Here is a 24,481-nt window from a genome sequence, read left to right on the forward strand (position 1 = left end):
GGCTGGGGCCCGTGTCAAGCGAGCGAGCGCAACTGGTCGAAGAAGTCCTGCTCAGGTCGCGGGAGCTGTCGACGGAGACGGTCATGTTCCACACCGCGATCTCCGAGACGCGGGGGCTGTCGGCGGTCGACAGCAAGGTCTTGGACTACCTCGCGCGGTTCGGGCCGCAGACGCCGAAGGACCTCGCGCGGCTCTCCGGCCTGGCGCCCGCGTCGGTGACCGCGATGATCGACCGGCTGGAACGCAAGGGCATCGTCGACCGCCGCCCGCACCCGGACGACCGCCGTCGCGTCCTCATCGCGCTGGACGAACAGGCCATCGCGAGCGGCGTGCACCTCTGGGACAACCTCGTCAAGCGCATGTACGAGTTGTGCGACCGCTACACCGACGACGAGCTCCGCACGGTGATCGGGTTCGTCGAGGGGGCCACCGCCCTCACCCACGAATCGACGGCGAAGCTGACCGGCGCCACGGACGGGTGAAGGTAGAGGCGCGAAGGGCTCGCTCGTGCCAGGCTCCGAAAGGTCGTCCAGGCCCCGGAGGTAGCGCGGAATGCGGTTGTCCGATAGACCGCTTCGCCTAGTTCTCGTGCTGGCACTGGTCTTACTGGCCGCGGCGCTGACGCCGTCGGCCGGCGCGGCGGGCGCCCCGCCCTTCGCGGTGGGCTACGACGACGTCGTCTACGGCGACTTCCTGTACGCGGGCAACGGCGTCCTGCGCTGCCCGGTCGCCGCCGACCACGCGCCGGCCGCCGGCGCGGTCGACACCCCCGCGGCGTGCGCGAACACCGCGGACCGCAAGGACACCCTGGTCAACGACGACTTCTTCATGCAGTGGGCCGACGTCGACGCCGACCCGGGCACGTTCGACTCCGCGAGCGCGTCCGTCCGCATCCCGCCCGGTGCCCGGATCGTCTTCGCCCGCCTGAACTGGGCGGGCAACACGACGGGGACGACGTGCGGCTTCCGCGAGGGCGTTCCCGCTGTTCCGCCGCCGGGGAACCCCGCGACGCAGAACGTGCGGCTTTCGGTGGGCAGCGCGAAGTCCGTCGACGTCAAGCCGTCGGCTTTCGCCGAAGACGGCCCCTATTACTCCGCCCACGCCGACGTGACCAGCCAGTTCGCGGCCGCGCCGACCGGCGCCGCGCTCGACGTGACCGTCGGCAACGTCTGGGCCCCTCGGGGTTTCGACTGCGCCGGCGGCTGGTCGATCGCCCTGGTCTACGCGTACCCGTCCCGCAACCCCGACTTCGCGCCGAACAAGCGCAAGGTTGTCGTCTACGACGGACACGTCCGCCAGGCCTCGGACGTCCCCACGGAAACGACGATCACCGGCTTCCGCGCGGCGGCCGCCGACGCGCACATCGGCGTCACCGCCTACGACGGCGACTGGGGTGGCTCCGGCGACCAGTTGCTCGTCGACGGCACCCCGGCCGCCGAGCCCGCGACCGGCGGGACGTCGAACTTCTTCATCTCCAACGCCGACAACGCGGCCGCGCCGGGGGTGAAGAACAACTTCAGCGTGGACGCGAAGGCGTTCGACGTCGACAGCATCCCCGCGGGCGCGACGAGCGCGAAGCTCGGCTTCGTCACCAGCGGGGACAGCTATCTCGCGCAGAACATGGCGTTTTCCGTGCCGGTGCCCGAACTCCAGGTCGCCCTGCGCGCGACGCGGCCGAAGGCGCACGCCGGCGAGCCCGTGACGTTCGCCGTCGCCGTCACCAACCCGGGCGGCATCGCGGCGTCCGGGGTGCAGGCCGCCGACGAGACCTTTCCGGCCTGCGCCAAGCCTCTCGGCACGCTCGCCCCAGGTCAGACGGTCACGTACGAGTGCACCGGCCCCGCCCCGGCCGACGACTTCACCAACGCGGTGAAGGCGACCGGCACGAGCGCACTCGGCGACGCGCTCGACGGCGCCGCGACCGCCGCCGTCGACGTCGTGCACCCGTCCTTGGGCATGACGAAGACCGCCGAAAAGCCCGCCTACCGCGCCGGCGACACCGCGACCTTCGCGATCAAGGTCACGAACACCGGCGACACCGGGCTTTCCGGCCTGCTGGTCAACGACCCGAAGGTGCCTTCGTGCGCCGTCACCGGGGCTCTCGCGCCCGGCGAAAACCGCACGACGACGTGCACGGCGAAGGCCCCGATCGCCGACGGCGTCAACACCGCGACCGCCGCCGCCACCGACGAGCTCGGCAAGCAGATCACGGCCTCCGCGGACGCGCCCGCGCCGACGATCGCGCCCGCCGTCGAGGTCACCAAGACCGCCGACCCGCCGGTGATCCACGCCGGCGACGCCGTGACGTTCACCGTCGCGGTCACGAACACCGGCGACAGCCCGCTCGCACCGGTGAAGCTCACCGACGACACGACGACGTCGTGCTCGCGCACGTTCGACGGCCTGGCCGCGGGCGCGACACGGACGTACACGTGCACGGCGAACCCGTCCACCACGACGACGTCGCACGTGACCGCCGCCGGCACCGACCTCGCGGGGCAGCCGGTGGCCGCCATTGCGTCGGCGACCGTCACGGTGATCACGCCGGCCCTGACGCTCACGAAGGACGCCGCACCCGGAGTCGTCCGCGCCGGCGACCCGATCATGTTCACGATCACGGTCGCCAACGCCGGCGACGCGCCGCTGACCGAGGTCGCCGTCACCGACGACCGCACGCCGGCGTGCGCCAGGACGATCGGCGCGTTGCCGCCGCGGGCAAGGCAGACGTACACCTGCACGGCACCGGCCCCACCGGACGACTTCACCAACACGGCGGCCGCGTCGGGCAAGGACCAGCTCGGCCGCACGGTGAAGGTCACCGACGACGCCGTGGTCGACGTGATCCACCCGGGGGTGGCGCTCGCCGCGCAGGCTTCGCCCGCCGCGGTCCGCGAAGGCGACAAGGTGACGTGGACGATCACCGCCACCAACACGGGCGACGTGCCGCTGACCGGCGTGACGGTCGCGGACGACCAGGTCGCGGAGTGCGCGAAGTCGCTCGGGACGCTTCAGCCGCAGGCGACTTCGGCGTACAGGTGTACGACGGTCGCGGGCGCCACCGGCTTCACGAACAAGCCGGCGGTGACGGGTGTCGACCCGACGGCCCGGCCGGTGACGGCGAGCGCGGAAGCCGCGTTCACCGTGCAGCACCCCGGCGTGACGATCACCGCGGCGGTCACCGGCGGACCGTTCCGCGAGGGCGACGCCGTGCCGCTGCGGATCACCGTGCACAACACGGGTGACGTGCCCCTGACCGCCCTGCGCGTCACGGACTCGCAGACGCCCGGCAGCCGGGCCACGAGCACCCCGGCCACCGGCCCGCAGGCGCGAGCCACGGGCTGTGCGCAAGCCCTCGACGGCGCCCTCGAACCCGGAGGCACCCGAGACTTCGGCTGCACCCTCACCGCGCCGGCTGACGACGTCACCGCCGCCGTCCAGGTCACCGGCACTCCGCCCACCGGCCCCGCGGTCACCGCGAACGCCCAGGCCACCGCCGACGTCATCCACCCGGCCATCGCGGTCACCAGGACCGTCGACCCGCGAGTCGTCCGCTCCGGCGACACCGTGACCTCGACGATCACCGTCACCAACACCGGCGACAGCGTGCTGCACGACGTCTCCGTGGCCGATCCCGGCGCACCGGCATGCGCCAAACCCCTGGGTTCACTCGAACCGCGAGCCACGCAGAACTACAGCTGCACTCAAGTCGCCGGCGAAGCCGACTTCACCGCCACCGCGAAGGTCACCGGCACCGACGCCACGAACCGTCCCGTGACCGCCACCGCCGGGGAACCGGTCGATGTCATCCACCCGGCGGTCACCATCACGGACGACGCGACGCCCGCGCGGGTTCGGCAAGGCGACACCGTCACGTTCACCCTCGTCGTCATGAACACCGGCGATGTCCCGCTGACCGACGTGTCCATTGCGGACAGTCGCACTCCGGCGTGCGCTCACTCCATCGGCACCCTCCCTCCCGGCGCTCTCCAGCACCACTCCTGCACGGTAAACGCCGGCACCGACAGTTTTGTGAGCTCCGCCACCGCGACTGGCACCGATCCGACGAACCGCCAGGTCGGCGCGACCGACGACGCGGCCTACACCGTCCTGCACCCCGCCCTCGAGATCACGCAGAACGTGCGGGGTCCCTTCCGCCAGGGCGACGCCGTGCCGTTCACCCTCACCGTCACGAACACGGGCGACGTCCCGTTGACCGACGTGAAGGTCAGCGAGCCCTGTGTGAAGGCCTTCGACCGGCTCGAAGCCGGCGCGAACCAGAAGTTCGACTGCGCCACGACCGCGCCGCAGGACGACGTCGTGAGCAAGGCGAAGGTCGTGGCCACGGCCCCGACCGGCCCGCCGGTCACCGCCGAGGACGCCGACGAGGTCGATGTCATCCACCCGGCCGTGAAGATCGCCCAAGAAGCGACGCCGGGCACGGTCCGCGCGGGCGACGACGTCACGTTCACGATCAGCGTCACCAACACCGGTGACGTGCCGCTGACCAGCGTGTCCGTTGTGGACGACGATCCGTGCGCCAAGAAGTTCGCCGCACTGGCGGCCGGCGAAAAGCGGATCTACACCTGCACTCGAAAAGCGCCGGACGACGACTTCACCACCACGGCCGAAGTGACGGGAATGGACTCGACCAATCGCTCCGTGCAAGCAAAAGCCGAAGCGAAAGTCGACATAGTCCACCCCGAGATCGCGCTCATGAAGGACGCGACGCCGTTCGAAGTCCGCCAAGGCGACACCGTCACGTTTTCGATCCTGGTCAAAAACACCGGTGACGTGCCGCTCACCGCCGTGTCCGTCGTGGACGACCACACGACGTCGTGCGCGCGCACCACGCCGGTACTGGCCGCGGACGCCGAAATCACCTACACCTGCACGACTGTCGCAGGTGGGGAAGGCTTCACGGGCAAGGCGACCGTCACCGGCCAGGACCCGACCGGCCGCCCGGTGAGCGCGTCCGGCGACGCGACCTTCAAAGTCCGAAGCGGCTGAATGGAGTAACGCCGGAGCGTCCGATTGCCGCCGGTTCCCGGTCGGTCGTCGAATGCCCGGCGCAAGAAATGTGACCAGTGCGTTCGTAGGGTTCTCGGTGTAATCGTTCCGTGATACGTTCTCGCGCCGTGTCCCCCATTGGTGAACGTGGTCGCGTGGTGATGGTGTCACTCAGTGTGCTGCTCGGCGTTTTCTCCGCCGCGACAGGCACCTGGATGGCCACCGCGGAAGGAAACACGGCCGAACTCGGCGCCGCGGCCTTGGTGCTGCCCGATGCGCCGGGCGGTGCCGGGGGCGGCAGCGGCACGGACCTCGCCGGTGGGCAGTCCCCGACCCCGAAGCAGGCCACGACCGGCGCCCCCGCGCCGACGACGTCCAGCGCGGCACCGACGCCGACCGAGACCTCCGAAGCCCCGAAGCCGACGACGTCGGAACCGGCCCCGCCGCCGACCACCAAAGCCGCGGCCCGCGTCGCGTCCTCGACCGTCGACCAGGTCGTCTCCCTCGTCAACGACGAGCGTGCGCAGGCGGGCTGCAAGGCGCTGACCGCGGAGTCGCACCTGACCGAGGCCGCGCAGGACTACAGCGACGACATGTCGGCCCGGAACTTCTTCGCCCACACCAACCCCGAAGGCGTCACGTTCGACGTGCGCATCAAGAACGCCGGCTACTCGAAGCCGGGCGCGGAGAACATCGCGAAGGGGCAGACGTCGGCGGCGCAGGTCATGGACGCCTGGATGAACTCCGAGGGCCACCGCGCGAACATCCTGAACTGCTCGCTGACGAAGATCGGCGTCGGGTTCACCAAGGCGGGCAACTACTGGGTCCAGGACTTCGGGTACTGAGCTAAGCCGGGTTGTTCCACCGCTCCGCGATGTCGCCGTAGCGGGCCAGCACGGTCGCCCGCAGCTCGGGATCCGTCCGCGGCACCGGCTCGATGAACACCTCGGTGACGTCGTTGAAGGACTCGGTCAGCTCGGCCGCGATCCGGACGCAGGCGCGTTCGAGGTCCGCGGCGCCGAGCGAGTCGTCGAAGTCGACGCGGGTGCAGACGAGGACCTGGTCGGTGCCCATCAGCATCGTCTGCAGGTCCACGACGGCCTCGATCTCCGGCGCGGCGGACAGGTGGTCGCGGACGCCGCGGACGATCTCCGGGTTGGCCTGGCGGCCGATGAGCAGGCCGCGGTTCGTGCGCCCGAGCAGGTAGGCGACGCAGGCGAGCAGCACGCCGATGACGATCGACGCGACGCCGTCCCAGACCTCCGAGCCGGTGAGCTGGTGCAGGCCGATGCCGGCGAACGCGACCAGCAGGCCGATCAGCGCGGCGGAGTCCTCGAAGAGCACGGTCTTCGGGGTCGGGTCGTCGATCATGCGGAGGTACGCCCAGATCGTCCGGTTTTCGGCCTTCGACTCGCGGACGACCTGGCGCACGGCTTGCACCCACGACGTGCCTTCGAGCAGGAAGGCCACCGCCAGGACGATGTAGCTGAGGATCGACGTGCTCTGCGCTTCGCCGTGGCCGAAGAGCGTCGAAACGCCTTCGTAGAGGGCGAACATCGAGCCCGACGCGAAGATCGACACGGCGGCGAGCAGCGACCAGAAGTAGCGCTCCTTGCCGTAGCCGAAGGGGTGCACGCGGTCGGCCGGGCGGTCGGAACGTTTCAACGCCGTCAGCAGCAGGACTTCGGTGAACGTGTCGGCCACCGAGTGGGCCGCTTCGGAGAGCATCGCGCCCGAGCCGGTGATGATGCCCGCGATCAGCTTCATGATCGCGATCGCCAGGTTCACCCCGCCGGCCAGCAGGACGGTCAGCGTGCTTTCGCCACCGGGCTTTTCGGGTTCCTCGCTCACCTTGGTGAGCGTAATGGTCAGAGGCGACGCAGGCCGTGCAGCACGCGTTCCATGAGCGCCGCGGCCGGTCGGCCGTCGGTGTTCACGCGGTTGTCGTGGATCGTGATCAGGCCCTGCTCGGCCATGTCGTCGAGGAGCACGCGGGCGACGCCGAGCGGCACGCTGAGCCTGGCCGCGACCTCGGCGACCGAGCGCGGGTGGTGGCACAGCGTGCGCACCGAGCGGAACTCGCCGGTCAGCCGGGCGCCGTTCCAGTGCGCGCCGGCCCGCGTCGAGACCATGGCCTCGATCGCCAGGTGCCGCCGCGACTGCGTCCGGCCGCGCGTGAGGACGTACGGGCGCACGAGCGTCCGCTGGACGGGAACGTAGCCGATGGGTTCGCCGGTCCGGCGCTGTTCGAAGGGTTCCTCGCTGCGGAGCGCGTGGCGGCCGGAGGAGGGGTGCCGATCGTCCCCGCGTCCAGCCGCTGTGGTCCGCGGGTCCTCGCCCATCCTCGCTGCCCCCTGATTCCGTGATAGTCGAAGTGGCCTCGCTGGCAGCGGTGGCGGCGAGGAAAGGCCAGGATACGCCGGACCACTGGGCTTTTGGCCAAGGTTTCTTGTTGGCCTGATGGGCCATTTCGGTGAATATCATGAACATTATTCGGGAAATCGATTGCCGTGACAAAATCCCAGCTAGTGGACGTGAAGATCCGTGACAACGGGTAGCTCGGCGGCTACGGAAATGCGTGAATAACGCGTTTTCCGCAAAGAAAACGGCCCCGGCCAGGAAGTCCTGACCGGGGCCGTGCACATTTTCGATCTGTGTCACTCTTCTGCGAGTGACGGCGCTCCGAGTGCGATCGGCTTCGGCTCCGGCTTGCGCTTGACGGCTTCGAGCAGCATCTGCGCGACGTCGACGATCTCGACCTTCTCGCTCGCGGCGCCGTCGGCCTGCCGCGCGGTGAGGCCGTCGTTCAGCATCACCTTGCAGAACGGGCAGCCCGTCGCGATCTTCGACGGCGCGGTGCCGAGCGCCTCGTCGACGCGCTCGACGTTGATCCGCTTGCCGATCTTCTCTTCCATCCACATCCGCGCGCCGCCCGCGCCGCAGCACATCGACTTGTCGCCGTGCCGAGGCATCTCGCGCAGCCGTGCGCCGGTCGCGCCGACGAGCTCGCGCGGCGCCTCGTAGACCTTGTTGTGACGGCCGAGGTAGCACGGGTCGTGGTAGGTGACGTCCTCGGCGACCGGCGCCACCGGCACCAGCTGCTTCTCGCGAACCAGGCGGTTCAGCAGCTGCGTGTGGTGCACGACGTCGAACTGGCCGCCCAGCTCCGGGTACTCGTTGGCGAGGGTGTTGAAGCAGTGCGCGCAGGTCACGACGACCTTGCGCGCCTTGCGCTCACGTCCCTCGAACACCGAGTTCAGGACCTCGACGTTCTGCTGGGCGAGCATCTGGAACAGGAACTCGTTGCCCGCGCGGCGGGCCGGGTCACCGGTGCAGGACTCCTCCGAGCCGAGCACCTTGTACTTCACGTCGGCCATGTGGAGCAGCTCGGCGACCGCGCGCGTCGTCTTCTTCGCGCGGTCCTCGAACGCGCCGGCGCAACCGACCCAGAACAGGTACTCGGCGTCGCCCATCTCGCCGTCGAACACCGGGACCTCGAAGTCCAGGTCCTCGGTCCAGGCCAGCCGGTCCTTGGCGTTCTGGCCCCACGGGTTGCCCTTGTTCTCCAGGTTCTTGAACATGCCGTTCAGCTCGCTGGGGAACGACGACTCGATCATCACCTGGTAGCGGCGCATGTCGACGATGTGGTCGACGTGCTCGATGTCGACCGGGCACTGCTCGACGCAGGCGCCGCAGCTGGTGCACGACCAGAGGACGTCGGGGTCGATGACACCGCCGTCGTCGCCGATCAGGGCCTTCTGGGACTCGGCGATCGCGAGGACGTCGATGCCGGCGTACATGTTGTCCCCGGACAAGCCCACTTCGTCGCCCGCCATGTCGCGCTTGCCGCCGGCCATCAGGTACGGCGCCTTCGCGTAGGCGTGGTCACGCAGCTGCGTGATCAGCAGCTTCGGCGACAGCGGCTTGCCGGTGTTCCACGCGGGGCACTGCTCCTGGCAGCGGCCGCACTCGGTGCACGTCGAGAAGTCCAGCCAGCCCTTCCAGCTGAAGTCCTCGATCTTGCCGACGCCGAAGGTGTCCTCGTCCGGGTCGGCTTCCTCGAGGTCGAGGACCTTGCCGCCGCTCATCATCGGCTTGAGCGCGCCGAGGGCGACGCCGCCGTCGGCTTCGCGCTTGAAGTAGATGTTGAAGAACGCGCTGAAGCGGTGCCAGGCGATGCCCATGGTCATCGTGCGCGCGACGACGATCAGCCAGACCGTGGCGCTCATCAGCTTGACGAACGCGAACACCGTGACCAGGTTCGGGCTGGCCGGCAGCAGCTCGCCGAGCGGGTTCGAGACGAAAGCGGCCCAGGTCGGCGTCTCGTGCGCGCCGAGCGCGGCCTTCGCGGCGCGGACGCCGATGATGCCGATGCCCTCGACCAGGACGACGGCCTCGATGAAGTACGCCCACTTGAAGTTGGAGCCCTGGAAGCGCGACTGGCGGTCGGCGCGGCGCGGGTGGTTGCGCTGGCGGATCGCCATCAGCACCAGGATGCCGACGATGGTGCCGAGGCCGAGCAGCTCCATTAGCAGCTGGAACGGCGGGAAGTCGTCGAGGATCGGCCAGCCCCAGCTCGGGACGAAGACCTCGCCGTAGGCCTCGAACAGGGCGAGCGAGCCGAGCAGGAAGCCCCACATGACGAGCCAGTGCGCGGGACCGACGCTGCGCTTGCGGTTCATCCGCGTGTGCGCGGCGAACTCCTTGACCAAGGTCTTCATGCGCGGCATGAAGGGACCGTTGCGCGTCGAGTCGGGCTGCCCGAGGCGGATCACCCGCACGAAACGGGCGATCGTCGCGGCGAACATTCCCCAGGCGACGACGCCGAGCAGGACCGAGATCCCGCCGAGCGTCAGTTGCAGAGCGCCCATCGTTCGGGTGCCTTTCGTCCGGATGGATCAGTGGTGGTGCCGGGAGACTAACCGTCCTTACTGATGAGTAACCCGTTGAGTGGCCCTAAGTCCCACCGATGTGGTGTACGTCGCTCTTTGTTTCGGGACGATCGTTCAGGTAGTTTTCACCCTATGGGTGCGTACCTTCTTCTCGCGTTGGCGATCGTCGCGGAGGTCTCCGCGACGGTCTCCCTGAAGCTCTCCGAGGGCTTCTCCAAGCTCGGGCCGTCGATCGTCGTGGTGGCCGGCTACGCGGTGGCGTTCGTCGCGCTTTCGTACGTGCTGAAGCTGGGGTTGCCGATCGGCGTCGCGTATGCCATCTGGGCCGCGGCCGGCGTCGCACTGGTGGCGATCGTCGGCGTCGTGTTCCTGAAGGAGCCGGTCAACGCGGCCATGATCGCGGGACTGGCACTGGTCATCGGCGGTGTCGTGCTGATCGAAATCGGGAGTGCATCGACGTGAAACTGCAGGTCGACGGCCGCAAGGCCCGCGGGGACAAGCGGCGCGCGGAGATCATCGAGGCGACGCTGCGGGTGATCGAGCGCGACGGCGTCGCCGGCGTCACGCACCGGATCGTCGCGGCCGAGGCCGGCGTGCCGACGACGTCCACGACGTACCACTTCTCGTCACTGGACGACCTGCTGATCGCGACGCTCATCTCGTGCGCCCGCGACATGGCCACCGAGGTCTACTGGATGATCGACCGGGCCCGGTCCCGCGGTTCGCGCGGCGCGGATGAGGTCGCCGGCCTGCTGGCCGAGGCCTTGGGGCCGCGACGCGGGCGCACGATGGCCGAGTACGAGCTGTACCTGCTGGCGGCGCGGAAGCCGGAGCTGCGCCCGGCCGCGCGACGCTGGCTGGACGTACTGACGTCGATGGTCCGCCACGACGACGAGGTGGCGTTCCGGGTGTTCCTCGCGGGCATCGACGGGCTGCTGATCCAGGGCCTGATCGACGACGAGCCGCCGTCCGCGGACGAGCTGCGGCCGGTGGTGGCCTACCTGCTGAAACCGCGTTGACGCGGTCGTTAGCTTCGGATCATGCGGACCTTCGGTGACTACGAGCTCGACGACGACCGGACGCGGCTCGACCTCGACGCGGTGTGGAAGTTCCTCTCGACCGAGGCCTACTGGGGCCGTTGGCGCACGCGTGCACAGGTCGAAGCGGCGATCGACGGGTCATGGCGGATCGTCGGCGCATACCGCGGCTCAGAGCTGGTCGGTTTCGCACGCGCTTTCTCCGACGGCGTCGGCTCGGCGTACCTCGCCGACGTGTTCGTCCTCGGCTCCGCGCGCGGCACCGGCGTCGGCAAGGAGCTGGTCCGCGAGATGATCGACAACGGGCCCGGCGCGGGTTTCCGCTGGATGCTGCACACCGCCGACGCTCACGGGCTGTACCGGCAGTTCGGCTTCGACGAGCACACGAAGGGCCGCTACCTGGAGCGCGAGGGCGTCAACAAGGAAGCCCTGCGCTGACCCGGCGCTGTTGCGGCACCAGCGCCGGGCCCTCCTGCTGACTCAGCCCTTGTTCTCGTACACCGGCGTGATCACCGCGCGGGCCAGGGTGTGCCCGAACATGTTGAAGCCGAGGAACGCCGGTGTCGCGTCCTCCGGGACGTCCAGCTTGTCGACGTCGAGTGCGTGCACCGCGAAGTAGTAGCGGTGCGGGCCGTGTCCGGGCGGGGGCGCCGCGCCGAGGAACTGCTTGACCCCGCCGTCGCCCTTCAACGTCACCGCGCCCTCGGGGAGGCCGGAGCCGTCGCCCGCGCCGGAGGCCAGCTCCGTCAGCGACGGCGGGAGGTTGAACACCGCCCAGTGCCAGAAACCGCTGCCGGTCGGGGCGTCCGGGTCGTAGCACGTGACCGCGAAGCTCTTCGTCTCCGCCGGGAAGCCTTCCCAGGCCAGCTGCGGCGAACGGTCCTCGCCGCCGGCGCCGAAGATGCCGGAGAGGTGGGGCGTGGCCAGGGTTTCGCCGTCGGCGACGTCGGTGCTGCGGAGGGTGAAGGACGGCACGTCGGGCAGGGATTCGTACGGGCCGGGTGCTTGCGGCATGGATCCTCCTGATCACGGAACTGGAGCCTGGCGCCAGGTTAGGCCCCTCGCGCCGCCCCCGCGTGTCAGGGACGGATCTCAGGGTTCTTCGGGGGGTTACCCCCATGTGCCGGGCCCGTGCCGGGCCATAACGTTTTCTCACGCAGAGGAAACAACACTGAGGGGACCACGACCATGGCGCGCCCGCTTCTGGCTCTGGGTGGCATCGTCCTGATCGGCGTCGGCCTGGCGACCGCGTTCGGCTGGGGCTGGGGATCGGACTTCGAGAACAGCAAGACCCTTTCGGAGACCATCCGCAGCGTGAAGCTGGAAGGCGACTCGGGGTCGGTGAAGATCCGCACCGGCACGGGACCTTCGACGGTGCACGAAAAGATCAATTACCACTGGCGCGGCAAGCCGGGCGACACGTTCTTCCGCGTCGACGGCGACCAGCTGGTGCTCACCGACTGCGGGAACAACTGCTCGGTCGACTTCGAGGTGGTCGTGCCCGCGGGCGTGCCGGTCAGCGGCAAGGTCGACTCCGGTGGGCTGGACATCGCCGGGGTGGCGAGCGTGGACGTCCAGGCGGACTCGGGCCACGCCCGCGTCGAAGACGTTCCCGGCCTGGTGAAGCTGCGGCTGGAGAGCGGCGGGATCGACCTGTCGGACGTCGGCGAGGTCCAGGTGCACGCCGACTCGGGCAGCATCAAGGCCGAAGGCGTGCGGGGCCCGGTCGACGTGACGGCGTCGAGCGGGAGCGTCGACTTCACGCTGGCGCGGGCGAACAACGTCAAGATCAAGGCCGACAGCGGGAGCGTCGACGTCGAGGTGCCGGGCGGGCCGTACCGCGTCATCGGCGACAGCGACAGCGGGCGTCGCACCATCGACGTCCCGACCGACGGCTCCGCGCCGAACACGCTCGACCTCACGACCGAAAGCGGGAGCGTCACGGTCCGCGCGGCCTGACCTTTTCCTTACTACGGGGGCTTTTCACCATGGTCAAGATCGAACGGCGCGTGCTGGCGGCCGCGCTGCTGGGGGCCATCGCGATGTTCGGCGTCGTGGGGTTCACCCGGGGGGAGGGGTCCGCGGCGCCGGCGCAGGGGGTGCCGGTCGCCGCGGATTCCCACTATCGAGTGACTTCCTGGGTCGGTACTCCGGCCGAAGTCGTTGTGCAGCAAGGAAACTCGGATTTCTTCCTTTCTTCCTGGACCGGCCACCGCTCCTGAACCGTCGGTGGTCGCTGTTAGGAAGGGTGCACGCCGAAAGCCGGCGTGCAGGGGGAGGAACAAGATCATGGACGTGCGCCGGGTCGCCGCGGTCATCGCGGCGGTCGTGGTCATGGCGGCGGTACCGGCCGTCGCCGCGGCGTCTTCGCTTGCGTGGCACGCATGTGCGACGCCGCAGGAGCCGACAGCCGAATGCGCGACGGTCGACGTGCCGATCGACCACGCGCGACCAGAGCTGGGGTCGGCGCGGCTCGCGCTGGTCCGGTTGCCCGCGCTCGAACCGGGCCGGCGGATCGGCTCACTGCTGGTGAACCCGGGCGGGCCAGGCGGTTCCGGCGTCGGGTTCGTGCAGTTCGGCGGGCTCGCCTCGCCGGACCTCGCGCGGCTGCGGCAGCGGTTCGACGTCGTGGGCTTCGACCCGCGCGGCGACTGGTTCAGCACGCCACGCATCACGTGCGACCCGGCGACGTTGTTCGACCCGGCGCTCGACCGGTTCCCGTCGACGCGGCCGGCGTTCGAGGCGCTGGTGGCGCACAACCGCGCGGCGGGCGAGGACTGCCTGGCCCGGACCGGGCCGTTGCTGGCGAACGCGGACACGCAGAGCGCGGCCGAAGACATCGAGACGATCCGCGCGGCCCTCGGCGAGCCGAGGATCTCGTGGCTGGGTCTGTCGTACGGCACCGAACTGGGTGCGGTCTACGCGTCGAGGCACCCCGGGCGAGTGCGGACGATGGTGCTCGACGGTGCCGTCGACCACGCCCGGCCGCTGTGTCAGGCGATCCTCGAAGAGGCCGCGGCGACCGAAGACGCGCTGGTCCGGTTCGCGGACTGGTGCCGCGGTTCCGCCGACTGCGCCTTGCGGGGGCGCGATGTCCTGCACTTCTACGACGACGTCGTGGCCCGGGCGGCGCGCGGCTCGGTGTGGGCGAGCGACCTGGGCCGCCCGGCGACAGCCGACGAGATCTCGGCGGGCGTCTACAACCACCTCTACATCCGGGCGGAGTGGCCGGCGCTGGGCAAGGCGCTGGCCGCGGCCGGCGGTGAGTTCCCCGACGCCAGGGGGCTGACCGAGCGGAACCAGTTCCTCTCCCCGATCTACGGGGCTTACCGGGCGATCGGCTGCCACGACTTCCCGTCGCCGTTCACCGGTCCGGCGGACATGGGCGCGCTGGCCGGGCTGCTGCGCGCGGTGGCGCCGCACAGCTGGCGGTACTCGGAGTTCTGGGACTTCACCAGTGGCTGCACGGGCTGGCCGGTCCCGGCGAAGAACCCACCACAGCCGCACCCGGTCCACGGCGCCCCGCCGATCCTGGTGGTCGGCGGCGCCCACGACCCGGCGACGCCGTTGGCCTGGGCCCGCGGCCTGGCGGCGAGCATCGACGGAGCGGCCCTGCTGACCCGTACCGACGACGGTCACACGGGGTTGTTCAACTCCGCGTGCGCCCGCGCGGCCGAGGTGGACTACCTGGTGAGTGGGGTCACACCCGCTTCGGGCCAGATCTGCCGCTGAACCCGGGAACAAGAACCCGGACCGGCTCGTTAGGCTGGTTACGAAGGTTGAGTGCAGTCGGCTCAAGTACGACTTGACGAGACGCACGAAGGCCCGACTAAACTTGCCAGAGCCTCGCTCAAGGCGAGGAAGAACGTGCAGGTCACGTACATAGCAGGCTTACACAGGAGGAAAGCACCATGGCGCGAGCGGTCGGCATCGACCTCGGCACGACCAACTCGGTCGTAGCCGTCCTTGAGGGCGGCGAGCCGACGGTCATCGCCAACTCCGAAGGCTCCCGGACCACCCCGTCGATCGTCGCCTTCGCCAAGAACGGCGAAGTGCTGACCGGTCAGCCGGCGAAGAACCAGGCGGTGACGAACGTCGACCGGACGATCAGGTCCGTGAAGCGGCACATCGGCACCGACTGGAAGACCGAGATCGACGGCAAGAACTACACGTCGCAGGAGATCAGCGCCCGCGTGCTGATGAAGCTCAAGCGCGATGCCGAGGCGTACCTGGGCGAGACCATCACCGACGCGGTGATCACCGTCCCGGCGTACTTCGAGGACGCGCAGCGGCAGGCGACGAAGGAGGCCGGGCAGATCGCCGGCCTGAACGTGCTCCGCATCGTCAACGAGCCGACCGCCGCCGCGCTGGCGTACGGCCTGGACAAGGGCGAGAAGGAACAGACCATCCTGGTCTTCGACCTCGGTGGCGGCACGTTCGACGTCTCGCTGCTGGAGATCGGCGAGGGCGTCGTCGAGGTCCGCGCGACCTCCGGTGACAACCACCTCGGTGGCGACGACTGGGACGAGCGCATCGTCAAGTGGCTGGTCGACAAGTTCAAGGCCACGAACGGCATCGACCTCACCAAGGACAAGATGGCGCTGCAGCGCATCCGTGAGGCCGCGGAGAAGGCGAAGATCGAGCTGTCCAGCTCGAACTCGGCCGGCATCAACCTGCCGTACATCACGGTCGACGCCGACAAGAACCCGCTGTTCCTCGACGAGCAGCTCTCCCGCGCCGAGTTCCAGAAGATCACCTCGGACCTGCTCGAGCGCACCCGCAACCCGTTCAACAACGTGATCCGCGACGCGAACATCGCCGTCGGCGACATCGACCACGTCGTGCTCGTCGGTGGTTCCACCCGCATGCCGGCCGTGTCGGACCTGGTCAAGGAGCTGACCGGCGGCCGCGAGCCGAACAAGGGCGTGAACCCGGACGAGGTCGTGGCGGTCGGCGCGGCGCTGCAGGCCGGTGTCCTGAAGGGCGAGGTCAAGGACGTCCTGCTGCTGGACGTCACGCCGCTGTCGCTGGGCATCGAGACCAAGGGTGGCGTCTTCACCAAGCTCATCGAGCGCAACACCACGATCCCGACCAAGCGTTCGGAGATCTTCTCCACCGCGGACGACAACCAGCCGTCGGTGCAGATCCAGGTGTTCCAGGGTGAGCGCGAGATCGCCGCGCACAACAAGAAGCTCGGCATGTTCGAGCTGACCGGTCTCCCGCCCGCCCCGCGTGGCGTGCCGCAGATCGAGGTCACCTTCGACATCGACGCGAACGGCATCGTGCACGTCCTGGCGAAGGACCTGGGCACGAACAAGGAGCAGTCGATGACGATCACCGGTGGCTCCGCGCTGCCGAAGGACGACATCGAGCGGATGGTCAAGGACGCCGAGGCGCACGCCGAGGAGGACAAGACCCGTCGCGAAGAGGCCGAGACCCGCAACCAGGCCGAGACGCTGGTCTACCAGACCGAGAAGTTCCTCAAGGACAACGACGACAAGCTGCCCGAGGACCTCAAGGCCAAGGTCAAGTCCGCGATCGACGAGTCGAACGAGGCGCTCAAGGGCACCGACTCGGCGAAGATCCGTGAGTCGATCGAGAAGCTGAACACCGCTTCGCAGGAGCTGGGCACCGCCCTGTACGCCAACGCGAACGCCGATGCGGCAGCCGGTGCGGCCGGAGCTTCGGGTGCGGCCGGTGGCGACGCCGGTGCGGCCGGCGGCCAGGCCAAGGCCGATGACGTGGTGGACGCCGAGATCGTCGAAGAGGACGAAAAGAAGTGACCCACAGCTACGACGAATCCGAGAACCAGGGCCGCGGCCCCGAGGAGCCGGTGGTCGTGCGGGATCGGCGGCGGGTGGACCCCCAGACCGGGCAGGTTCGCCCGCCCGGTCCGGCCCACGCCGCGCCGGAGCCGGAGGACGCGCCCGTGGAACACGCGGGCCCCTCGCTTGGCGAGTCCATTGTGGACGACTCGGTGTCGGTTTTCTCCGACGTCGAGAAGGAGCTGGCCGAGCGCACCGCCGACCTCCAGCGCCTGCAGGCGGAGTACGCCAACTACCGCAAGCGGGTCGAGCGTGACCGCGAGGCGGTCGTGCTCGGGGCCAAGGCGACGGTGGTGAACGACCTGCTGCCGCTGCTCGACGACCTCGAGCGGGCCGAGCAGCACGGCGACCTCACCGGGGCGTTCAAGGCCGTCGGCGACAAGCTGATCAGCGGCCTGCAGCGCGCGGGGCTCGAGTCGTTCGGCAGCGAGGGCGAAGCCTTCGACCCGAGCGTGCACGAGGCCGTGCAGCACAACACCTCGCCGGAGGTGGCGGGCCCGACGGTGACCGTGGTCATGCGTCGCGGCTACCGCTTCGGCGACCGGGTGCTGCGGGCGGCGCTGGTCGGGGTCACCGACCACGAGCCAGGCGGCCCGGCGGAGCACCCGCCCGTCGGTGGCGAGCTGCCGCTCGGCGGCGGACTCGATGACCAGCAGCAGTAAGCAACATCCGGTTCGACTGGAAGGAGGAGGCGCCCGATGAGTGCTCGGGAATGGGTCGGCAAGGACTTCTACCGTGAACTGGGCGTCTCCTCCGACGCCACCCAGGACGAGATCAAGAAGGCCTACCGCAAGCTGGCCAAGGAGAACCACCCGGACGCGAACGCCGGCAACGCGCAGGCGGAGCAGAAGTTCAAGGCGGTCTCCGAGGCCTACGGCGTGCTCTCCGACGCGAGCAAGCGCAAGGAGTACGACGAGGCGCGGCGGCTGTTCGGCGGCGCCGGGGGCGGGTTCAACTTCCCCGGTGGCGGCGGTACCGGCAGCTTCGACGTCGGCGACATCTTCGGCCAGGCCGGTGCCAACCAGCAGGGCGGCTTCGGCGGGCTCGGCGACATCCTCGGCGGGCTGTTCGGCCGCGGCCGCACGACGGCGGGCGCGACGGCCAACCGGCCGCAGCGCGGGGCCGACGTCGAGACGGACGTCAGGATCGACTTCACCGAGGCGGTCAAGGGCGCGACCCTGCCGCTGCGGCTGTCGAGCCCGGCGACCTGTTCGACGTGCGGTGGCAACGGCGCGAAGCCGGGCACCTCGCCGCGGACCTGCCCGACCTGTTCCGGGTCCGGGCTGGTCAGCCGCAGCCAGGGCGCGTTCGCGTTCTCGGAGCCGTGCCGCGACTGCCGTGGGCGCGGGCAGATCATCGACGACCCGTGCCCCGAGTGCGGCGGCGAAGGGGTCAGCACGCGGACTCGCACGCTGACCGTCCGGATCCCGTCGGGCGTCGACGACGACCAGCGGATCCGGCTGGCCGGCCAGGGCGAGCCGGGCCGGGGTGGCGCGCAGGCGGGCGATCTGTACGTCCGGGTGCACGTGGCCCCGCACGCGCTGTTCGGGCGCAAGGGGCTCGACCTGACGATCACCGTGCCGGTCGACTTCACCGAACTCACGCTCGGCACCACGATCACGGTGCCGACGCTCGAGGGCAAGGTCTCGCTCAAGGTGCCGCCGGGTACCGCCAGCGGACGGGTGTTGCGCGTGCGCGGCAAGGGCATCGCCAAGCGTGACGGCTCGCAAGGTGATCTGCTCGTCACCCTCACCGCGGCGATTCCCGCCAAACTGGACGACAAGGCGCGCGAAGCACTGCAGGCGTACGCCGAGTCGATGGCCGGGCACGACCCCCGGCCCGAGATCACCGAGCTGCTCGAAGGCAGGTGAGTGGGATGTTCGGCGGGATCCCTCAGGAAGGCGACGAAGAGACCCCGGTGTTCGTCATCTCGGTGGCGGCACAGCTCGCGGGGATGCACGCTCAGACGTTGCGCACCTACGACCGGCAGGGCCTGGTTTCCCCGGGCCGCACTTCCGGTGGCGGGCGGCGCTACTCGATGCGGGACATCGCGCTGCTGCGCGAAGTCCAGCGCCTGTCGCAGGAAGACGGCGTCAACCTGGCCGGCATCAAGCGGATCATCGAGCTGGAGAACCAGGTCGACGCGCTGCGGGCCCGGCTCGCGGAGCTGACCGAAGAGCTGGCCGCGGCTTACGTCGCGGGCGAACAGGCCGCGGCGGCGGCGCACGCGTCCTACCGCCGGGACCTGGTGCCGCTCAAGCCGCAGACCGCGATGGTGGTCTGGCGTCCCAAGCGCCGCTGACGTTTCCGACGTACCGAAGGCCTCCCCGGGTGACCGGGGAGGCCTTCGTGCGTCAGAGGACCAGCTGGGGCCAGGTCGCGAGATCCGTCAGCATCCGGCGGTCGTGCGTCGCCACGACCACCGCCGCCGGGGTCTCGAGCAGAGCCTCGGTCAGCTCCTCGACGAGCACCGCCGACAGGTGGTTGGTCGGCTCGTCGAAGACGAGGACGTCCGGGCGTCCGGCCAGCCGCAGGGCCAGGTCGAGCCGCCGCTGCTGCCCCTGGGACATGCGGCCGATCGTTGTCCGCAGGGCTTCCGAGTCGAGCAGGCCCATGGCCGAAACCGGGACACCCGCTCGCTCGAACAGCCGGCGAGCGGTGAGCTCTTCCGGCCACGCCGGGACTTCCTGGCCGATCAAGGCCACCTTCGCGCCGGGCAGGTGCCGGACCGATCCCGTCGTCGGCGTGAGCTCGCCGGCGAGCGCCGACAGCAGCGTCGACTTGCCCGCGCCGTTCTCGCCTGTCACGAGCAGCCGGTCGCCGCGGTCGAGGGAGAGCGTCACCGGGCCGGCGAGACGGCCGGCGACGCCGACGTCGTGCAGGCGGACCAGCGCTTGAGCGCCGGAGCCGAGATCGGGCCACCGCAACGACAACGGCGGCTCGGGCACGGTCACGCGGTGGGCCTCCAGCGCCGCCCGCTCCCGGTTGAGCGCCTGGACGACGCCGGGTGCGCGGGACTGGCGCTGGTGCCGTCCGGTGCCCTTGTCCGGCCGCCAGCCGGTGCTGAGCCGGTCGCGCGCCTGCGTCACCGCGAGCGTCAGCTGCCGATGCGTGTCCTGTTGTTCCTCGAACTCCTGCGTCCAACGTTCGCGGTCGCGCCGGCGGCCGTCCTGCCAGGCCTGGTAGCCACCCGCGTAGCTGCGCGGACGGCCGTCCTGGCTGGGGTCGAGGTCGAGGAACTCGGTCGCGACGTCGCCGAGCAGCGCACGGTCGTGGCTGACCAGCGCGACGCCGCCGTCGTGGCCGCGCAGGCGGTCAGTGAGAAATGCGAGGCCGTCGGCGTCGAGGTGGTTGCCGGGCTCGTCGAGCAGCAGGAAGTCGTGCCGCGCGCCGAGCAGGCAGGCCAGCCGCACGCGGTAGCGCTGCCCGACCGAGAGCGTGCCCAGTTCGCGGGTCCGGTCGGCGCACGCGCCGAGGGCTTCGAGCGCGATGTCGACGCGACGTTCGGCGTCCCAGGCGTCGAGGCGGGTCGCCGCTTCCAGCGCGGCGGCGTAGTGGTCTTCGTCGAAGTCGGAAACCGCCGCGTCGAGTGCTCGCAAGGCCTCATCGACGTCGCGCAGTGCCTCGGTGGTCAGCGTGCCGACGGTTTCGCCGGACCGGAACGGCAGCGCCTGCCGCGCGACGCCGACCGTGCCCGTCCGGTGGACGGTGCCGTGGTCGGGCGCCCGGAGCCCGGCGAGGACGTGCAGCAGCGTGGTCTTGCCGCGCCCGTTCTCGCCGACGATCGCCAGCCGCGACCGGGCCGAAACGGTGACGCTCACGTCGTGCAGGACGCGGCGGGAGCCGAGCGTGACGCCGACGTGCTCCGCGCGCAGGTGGGCGTGGTCGAGTAGAGGGGAATTCAAGGGATGCTCCGCAGCTCTGGAGGGAGCCGGGCAGCACGAGAGCGGCCGCCCGGCGAAGGCCGGAACGGCGGGCAGGGAAAGGAGATCGGTGCGCCGCCGTCAGCGGCGGCTGCGCAACCTCGCGAAGACGGCGAAGGAGAACGTCATGATCACGAGGCTAACGCGACCCGCGAGCGCGGCCAACCGAATATATCGGCACGAGGCGGGCAGCGAACGCGCGACCGCGAGCAGCTCGGCAGGAGGCTGCTCGCGGTCGCACCCCGGGGCCGCGGGGACGTCACACCTTGAAGTTCAACAGCTGCTTGACCTCGGCGTTCCTCGACTCGATGACCCGCCGGGCCAGGTCACGGGACTGGGCGTTGACGCCGCCGCCCGCTCCGTTCTCCGTCTGGGCCAGCTCGACCGCGCCCTGCTGCTGGCCGGTCAGGACGTCGAGGAACTTGCGCGGGAACTCACCCGGCGGAGCCGTCCGTAGGGCGCTCACCAAGTCCGGCGATGTCATCTTCATGCCGCCGTGACCCGCGTGGGCGCCGGGGTTCATGTCCATCGTCTCGGGCTGGCCCCAGGCGCGTAGCCAGTTCTTCATGTCCGTGATCTCGGTCTGCTGGGTCGACTCGATCGCCGCCGCCAGCTCCTTCAAGGCCGGAGGCAGCGGGTGGTCCGCGGCCAGGCGGACGATCTCGATGCCCTGCTGGTTCTGGGGGATCAGCATCTGCAGGAACATCACGTCGGCCGCGTTGTACGTGGGTGGGGCCGCCGTCGCGCCGCAGCCCGTGAGCAGCAGCGCGACGACGGCCAGCAGCACTCTCACTGACGCTGCCAGAGCGCCGGCGTGTTCGGCGGCTCCCAGCCCGCGATCGCCGTGTGCGGCTGGAGGCAGCGGTAGCTCACGCCGTTGTACGTCACCACGTCGCCGGCCTTGTACGCCGTTCCGGCCGCCCACGTGCCGCTCGACGGCGGCGTGGTCGGGGTCGTCGTCGGCGGACGGGTCGTCGTCGGGGGCGGGGTCGTCGTGGTCGGCGGCGGGGTTCCGCCGCCGCCGATCTGGAGGTCGACGCAGCTGTAGAACGCGTTGGCCGTGTCGGAGATGTTCCAGATCGCCAGCACCTTCACCCGGCCGGAATACCCGGCCAGGTTCACCGTGTGCTGCACGGTCGCCGGCGGCTGCTGGCCGTTGCCGTCGAACGACTTGATGAGCGTGTTGCCGACGTAGTACTCGTAGCTCTTGGTGGCGTGCCGGGCGGTGAACACCCAGTTGAACGTCACCGAAGTGCCGACCGACTTGGCCGGCCATGGCTTCGACTCGTCGGCCAGCTCGGCGAACTGACTCAGCCCGGCGTTGCAGCTGCGCAGGCCCTTGGGACCTTCGACGCTCTGGGGTTCGTAGACGATCTGGCCGCAGTCGGGCACCTTCCCGGCCTTGCAGTTGGCCTGCCGGCTGGGCGGATCGGAGATGTACCCATGGGCACTCGCGGAGGTGGCGGGGAGGACGACGACCAGCACCGGGGCGAGGAGAGCACCGGCTGCGGCCGCGAAAAGCTTTCGCTTCAGGGTCATTTCGGCTCCTCGAGGGGGAACAGCTTTGTTCCGGAGGGAGGACGAACGAGCACATCCGGGGAAGATGTGGTCTAGACCATAAGGCGATTCGGGCACAACGGTCAATCAACTACAGCCGTTCAGCAGAAACGCTAGCCCGCTCGGCTCAGTGCGAAGGTCGGGCCGGTTGCTGCAGGTGATCGCCGAAGAACGCCGTCACCCGGCGCCACGCGTCCTCGGACGCCTCGTGGTGGTAGGTGAACCCGACGACCTTGAGCAGCAGGTTCAGCGGCGGCGCGACTTCGATCTTGTTCGCGAACCCGTGGCTCGCGCCGTCGTACTCCTTGACGTCGTGCGGGATCTCACGCTCGGTGAGCGCCGTCTCGAGCTTCGCCGCCGCGCCGCGCAGCGAGAAGTCCTTCTTGCCGAAGCTGGCGACGATCGGGCACGCGTCGTCGAGGACGGCCAGGTTCTTCGGGAGCTGCCCGTAGTACGGCGCCGACGCCTCGAAGCCGCGTGACGCCGCGACGAGCGCGAAGCCGCCGCCCATGCAGAACCCGGCGATGCCGATCCGGCCCGAGCAGTCCGCGCGGCCGGCCAGGAGTGTGCGGGCCGCCTCGATGTCGTCGAACGTCCGGCCTTTGTTCGCGAACATGTCCGAGAACACGCGACGTACGCAGCGGCGGAACCCGCCGCGCGAATACATGTCCGGGCTGAGCGCGAGGAAGCCCTCGGCGGCGAAGCGGTCGGTGATGTTCTTCGTGTCCTGGCTCAGCCCGAACGCGTCGTGGATGAGCACCACGCCCGGGTGCGGTCCCTCGCCGGCGGGCTCCGCGAGGTAGCCGCCGATGGTCCCGTCCGAAACCGGAATAGTCATCTCCATATCGGTGAAGATAGCGAGAATCCGCCCCGCCCGCGCGGCCCGCTGAGAGTTCCTCAGTCCAGGGTGAACGGGTCGAAGCGGATGCGTTCGAGCTCGATGCCGGCGGTCAGCAGCTTCGCGATCGTCGCCCGGATCATCGGGGGTGAGCCGGAGACGAGGATGTCGTGGTCCTTCCAGGAACCGCGCTGGGTCACCGCGTGGGCGAGCGTGCCGCGGTCGCCGCCCGGGATCGCGCCCTCCTCGGTCACCGGGGTGACCGTCAGCCACTTCGACACCGCGGTCAGCCGCCGGAGGTCGTCCAGCGCGTACAGGTCCTCGGGTCTTCTGCCGCCGAAGAACAGGTGCACCGGCGGGTTGCGCTTCCAGTGCGCGAGGTCGTCGAGGATCGAGACGAACGGCGTGACCCCGGTGCCGCCGGCGATCATCAGCAGCCGCTTCCTCGTGGCGGTCGGGCGCACGTTGAGCGTGCCCATCGCCGGCCCGAGCCGCCACGTGTCCCCCGGTTTGGTGTGGTTGACGATGGCGCCGCTGACCCAGCCGCCGGGGACCGTGCGCACGTGGAACGTCATCTGGCCGTCGCCGCGCGGCGCGGTCGCCGGGGAGAGGTAGCGCCACATCCGCGGCCGCTGTGGCACCTCCACGCTCACGTAGCTGCCGGCGCGGAAAGGCAGCAGCCCTTCGGTCTGCACCCGCACCATCGCGACGTCGCGGGACAGCTTGCGGTGGTCGAGCACCCGCGCCGCCCACGACGCCGGCCCGGTTTCGGCCTGCGCGGCCTCGCGCATGGTCTTGGCGATGAGCCCGTACGCCGTCGTCCACGCGGACTCCACCTCGGGCGTCCACTTCTGCTTGAGGAACCGTTTCAACGCGGCCAGCAGCGCGACCCCGACGGCGTCGTAGTGGCGGGCGACGACGGCGAACTTGCGGTGGTCGCGGCCCAGCTGCCCGAGGAAGGTGATCAGCTCGTCGGGCCGGTCGACCATCTGCACGACGTAGACGAGCGCGCGCAGCAGCCGGCTCCGCTGGTTCGCCATGGTGACCGGGAACAGATCCCGGCAATCGGGCGCGACGACGAACAACACGCCGTAGAAGTACTGCGCGACTTCGTCGGCTTTCGGTTCGATCTCCGCAAAACTTTCACGAATCAGCCGAGCTTGTTCGCGACCTTCCACTGTGGAAACGGGGACGGCCTTGGGTGGTGCGGAGATCTTCACGGATTCAGCAGTCATCGGGAACGGTAATCTCCAGTCGTGCAAAGGCTTTTTTGCGCCGTGCATGCGGCGACGCTGTGGCGGTGCCGCCCCCGAGGGTTTCCGACTGTATGCGAATTCCCGTGCAGATGCGCGTGATTCCGCGCGGTCCGCTCGAACGGACCAATTTCGCCACACCGGGTAAA

The 24,481-nt window shown here is 69.8% G+C and carries 22 protein-coding genes; 13 read left to right on the forward strand and 9 right to left on the reverse strand.

Features of this window, described 5'->3' with window-relative positions; all coding sequences use genetic code 11:
* Positions 1–11: 11 nt before the first annotated feature.
* The 3 genes from ACZ7OU_RS07205 (at position 12) to ACZ7OU_RS07215 (ending at position 5,852) form a co-directional block, all read left to right on the forward strand.
* Positions 12–482, forward strand: a complete 471-nt coding sequence (locus ACZ7OU_RS07205; protein WP_470240303.1) for a MarR family transcriptional regulator — start codon at positions 12–14, stop codon at positions 480–482.
* 106 nt (positions 483–588) lie between these two features.
* Positions 589–5,007, forward strand: coding sequence for a DUF7507 domain-containing protein (locus ACZ7OU_RS07210; RefSeq protein WP_470254508.1), 4,419 nt, complete (start codon positions 589–591; stop codon positions 5,005–5,007).
* Between the two features lie 155 nt (positions 5,008–5,162).
* Positions 5,163–5,852 (forward strand): CAP domain-containing protein, encoded by a 690-nt coding sequence (locus ACZ7OU_RS07215; protein WP_470254509.1) that lies wholly within the window; start codon positions 5,163–5,165, stop codon positions 5,850–5,852.
* Position 5,853: 1 nt separating this feature from the next.
* On the opposite strand, the gene ACZ7OU_RS07220 is transcribed toward ACZ7OU_RS07215, so the two are convergent.
* The 3 genes from ACZ7OU_RS07220 to ACZ7OU_RS07230 form a co-directional block, all read right to left on the reverse strand.
* Positions 5,854–6,858: a cation diffusion facilitator family transporter gene (locus ACZ7OU_RS07220; RefSeq protein WP_470254510.1), complete on the reverse strand. Its 1,005-nt coding sequence runs from the start codon at positions 6,856–6,858 to the stop codon at positions 5,854–5,856.
* A gap of 17 nt (positions 6,859–6,875) precedes the next feature.
* Complete coding sequence (locus tag ACZ7OU_RS07225; protein ID WP_470240306.1) at positions 6,876–7,349, reverse strand: DUF742 domain-containing protein; 474 nt, start codon at positions 7,347–7,349, stop codon at positions 6,876–6,878.
* Between the two features lie 315 nt (positions 7,350–7,664).
* Positions 7,665–9,878, reverse strand: a complete 2,214-nt coding sequence (locus ACZ7OU_RS07230; protein ID WP_470240307.1) for a (Fe-S)-binding protein — start codon at positions 9,876–9,878, stop codon at positions 7,665–7,667.
* Between the two features lie 153 nt (positions 9,879–10,031).
* Here ACZ7OU_RS07230 and ACZ7OU_RS07235 point away from each other — a divergent pair, with 153 nt between their 5' ends.
* The 3 genes from ACZ7OU_RS07235 to ACZ7OU_RS07245 are packed head-to-tail and all read left to right on the forward strand — an operon-like array spanning position 10,032 to position 11,374.
* A complete protein-coding gene (locus tag ACZ7OU_RS07235) occupies positions 10,032–10,361 on the forward strand; it encodes a DMT family transporter (protein ID WP_470240308.1) in 330 nt (109 codons plus the stop codon).
* Entirely contained in the window at positions 10,358–10,918 is a 561-nt protein-coding gene (locus ACZ7OU_RS07240) for a TetR/AcrR family transcriptional regulator (RefSeq protein WP_470240309.1), read from the forward strand. The genes ACZ7OU_RS07235 and ACZ7OU_RS07240 overlap by 4 nt, the downstream gene beginning before the upstream one ends.
* A 21-nt stretch (positions 10,919–10,939) precedes the next feature.
* Positions 10,940–11,374, forward strand: coding sequence for a GNAT family N-acetyltransferase (locus ACZ7OU_RS07245; RefSeq protein ID WP_470254511.1), 435 nt, complete (start codon positions 10,940–10,942; stop codon positions 11,372–11,374).
* Positions 11,375–11,416: 42 nt separating this feature from the next.
* Here the strand turns inward: ACZ7OU_RS07245 and ACZ7OU_RS07250 are convergent, their stop codons facing one another.
* Positions 11,417–11,950: a YbhB/YbcL family Raf kinase inhibitor-like protein gene (locus tag ACZ7OU_RS07250; RefSeq protein WP_470240311.1), complete on the reverse strand. Its 534-nt coding sequence runs from the start codon at positions 11,948–11,950 to the stop codon at positions 11,417–11,419.
* A 174-nt stretch (positions 11,951–12,124) separates the two neighbouring features.
* On the opposite strand from ACZ7OU_RS07250, the gene ACZ7OU_RS07255 reads away from it, so the two are divergent.
* The 7 genes from ACZ7OU_RS07255 to ACZ7OU_RS07285 all read left to right on the forward strand — a co-directional run bounded on the left by ACZ7OU_RS07255 (position 12,125) and on the right by ACZ7OU_RS07285 (position 19,063).
* Positions 12,125–12,895 (forward strand): DUF4097 family beta strand repeat-containing protein, encoded by a 771-nt coding sequence (locus tag ACZ7OU_RS07255; protein ID WP_470254512.1) that lies wholly within the window; start codon positions 12,125–12,127, stop codon positions 12,893–12,895.
* A 29-nt stretch (positions 12,896–12,924) separates the two neighbouring features.
* On the forward strand, positions 12,925–13,158 hold the full coding sequence (locus tag ACZ7OU_RS07260) for a hypothetical protein (RefSeq protein WP_470240313.1): 234 nt from the start codon (positions 12,925–12,927) through the stop codon (positions 13,156–13,158).
* A 67-nt stretch (positions 13,159–13,225) separates the two neighbouring features.
* Positions 13,226–14,668, forward strand: a complete 1,443-nt coding sequence (locus ACZ7OU_RS07265; RefSeq protein WP_470254513.1) for an alpha/beta hydrolase — start codon at positions 13,226–13,228, stop codon at positions 14,666–14,668.
* A gap of 179 nt (positions 14,669–14,847) precedes the next feature.
* Positions 14,848–16,719, forward strand: a complete 1,872-nt coding sequence (dnaK, locus tag ACZ7OU_RS07270; RefSeq protein WP_470240315.1) for a molecular chaperone DnaK — start codon at positions 14,848–14,850, stop codon at positions 16,717–16,719.
* Positions 16,716–17,423, forward strand: a complete 708-nt coding sequence (gene grpE, locus ACZ7OU_RS07275; protein ID WP_470240316.1) for a nucleotide exchange factor GrpE — start codon at positions 16,716–16,718, stop codon at positions 17,421–17,423. Before dnaK ends, grpE begins: the two co-directional genes overlap by 4 nt.
* 36 nt (positions 17,424–17,459) lie before the next feature.
* Entirely contained in the window at positions 17,460–18,632 is a 1,173-nt protein-coding gene (dnaJ, locus tag ACZ7OU_RS07280) for a molecular chaperone DnaJ (protein WP_470240317.1), read from the forward strand.
* Positions 18,633–18,637: 5 nt separating this feature from the next.
* Positions 18,638–19,063, forward strand: a complete 426-nt coding sequence (locus ACZ7OU_RS07285; protein ID WP_470254514.1) for a heat shock protein transcriptional repressor HspR — start codon at positions 18,638–18,640, stop codon at positions 19,061–19,063.
* 52 nt (positions 19,064–19,115) lie between these two features.
* Here the strand turns inward: ACZ7OU_RS07285 and ACZ7OU_RS07290 are convergent, their stop codons facing one another.
* The 5 genes from ACZ7OU_RS07290 to ACZ7OU_RS07310 all read right to left on the reverse strand — a co-directional run bounded on the left by ACZ7OU_RS07290 (position 19,116) and on the right by ACZ7OU_RS07310 (position 24,314).
* A complete protein-coding gene (locus tag ACZ7OU_RS07290) occupies positions 19,116–20,666 on the reverse strand; it encodes an ABC-F family ATP-binding cassette domain-containing protein (protein WP_470254515.1) in 1,551 nt (516 codons plus the stop codon).
* 277 nt (positions 20,667–20,943) lie between these two features.
* Entirely contained in the window at positions 20,944–21,477 is a 534-nt protein-coding gene (locus ACZ7OU_RS07295) for a DUF305 domain-containing protein (RefSeq protein ID WP_470240320.1), read from the reverse strand.
* Positions 21,474–22,223, reverse strand: coding sequence for a lytic polysaccharide monooxygenase (locus ACZ7OU_RS07300; RefSeq protein WP_470240321.1), 750 nt, complete (start codon positions 22,221–22,223; stop codon positions 21,474–21,476). The genes ACZ7OU_RS07295 and ACZ7OU_RS07300 overlap by 4 nt, the downstream gene beginning before the upstream one ends.
* Before the next feature lie 145 nt (positions 22,224–22,368).
* Complete coding sequence (locus ACZ7OU_RS07305; protein WP_470240322.1) at positions 22,369–23,085, reverse strand: dienelactone hydrolase family protein; 717 nt, start codon at positions 23,083–23,085, stop codon at positions 22,369–22,371.
* Between the two features lie 53 nt (positions 23,086–23,138).
* A complete protein-coding gene (locus ACZ7OU_RS07310) occupies positions 23,139–24,314 on the reverse strand; it encodes a globin domain-containing protein (protein WP_470254516.1) in 1,176 nt (391 codons plus the stop codon).
* Between the last annotated feature and the right edge of the window lie 167 nt (positions 24,315–24,481).

The sequence above is a fragment of the Amycolatopsis sp. NPDC114505 genome (assembly GCF_055633615.1).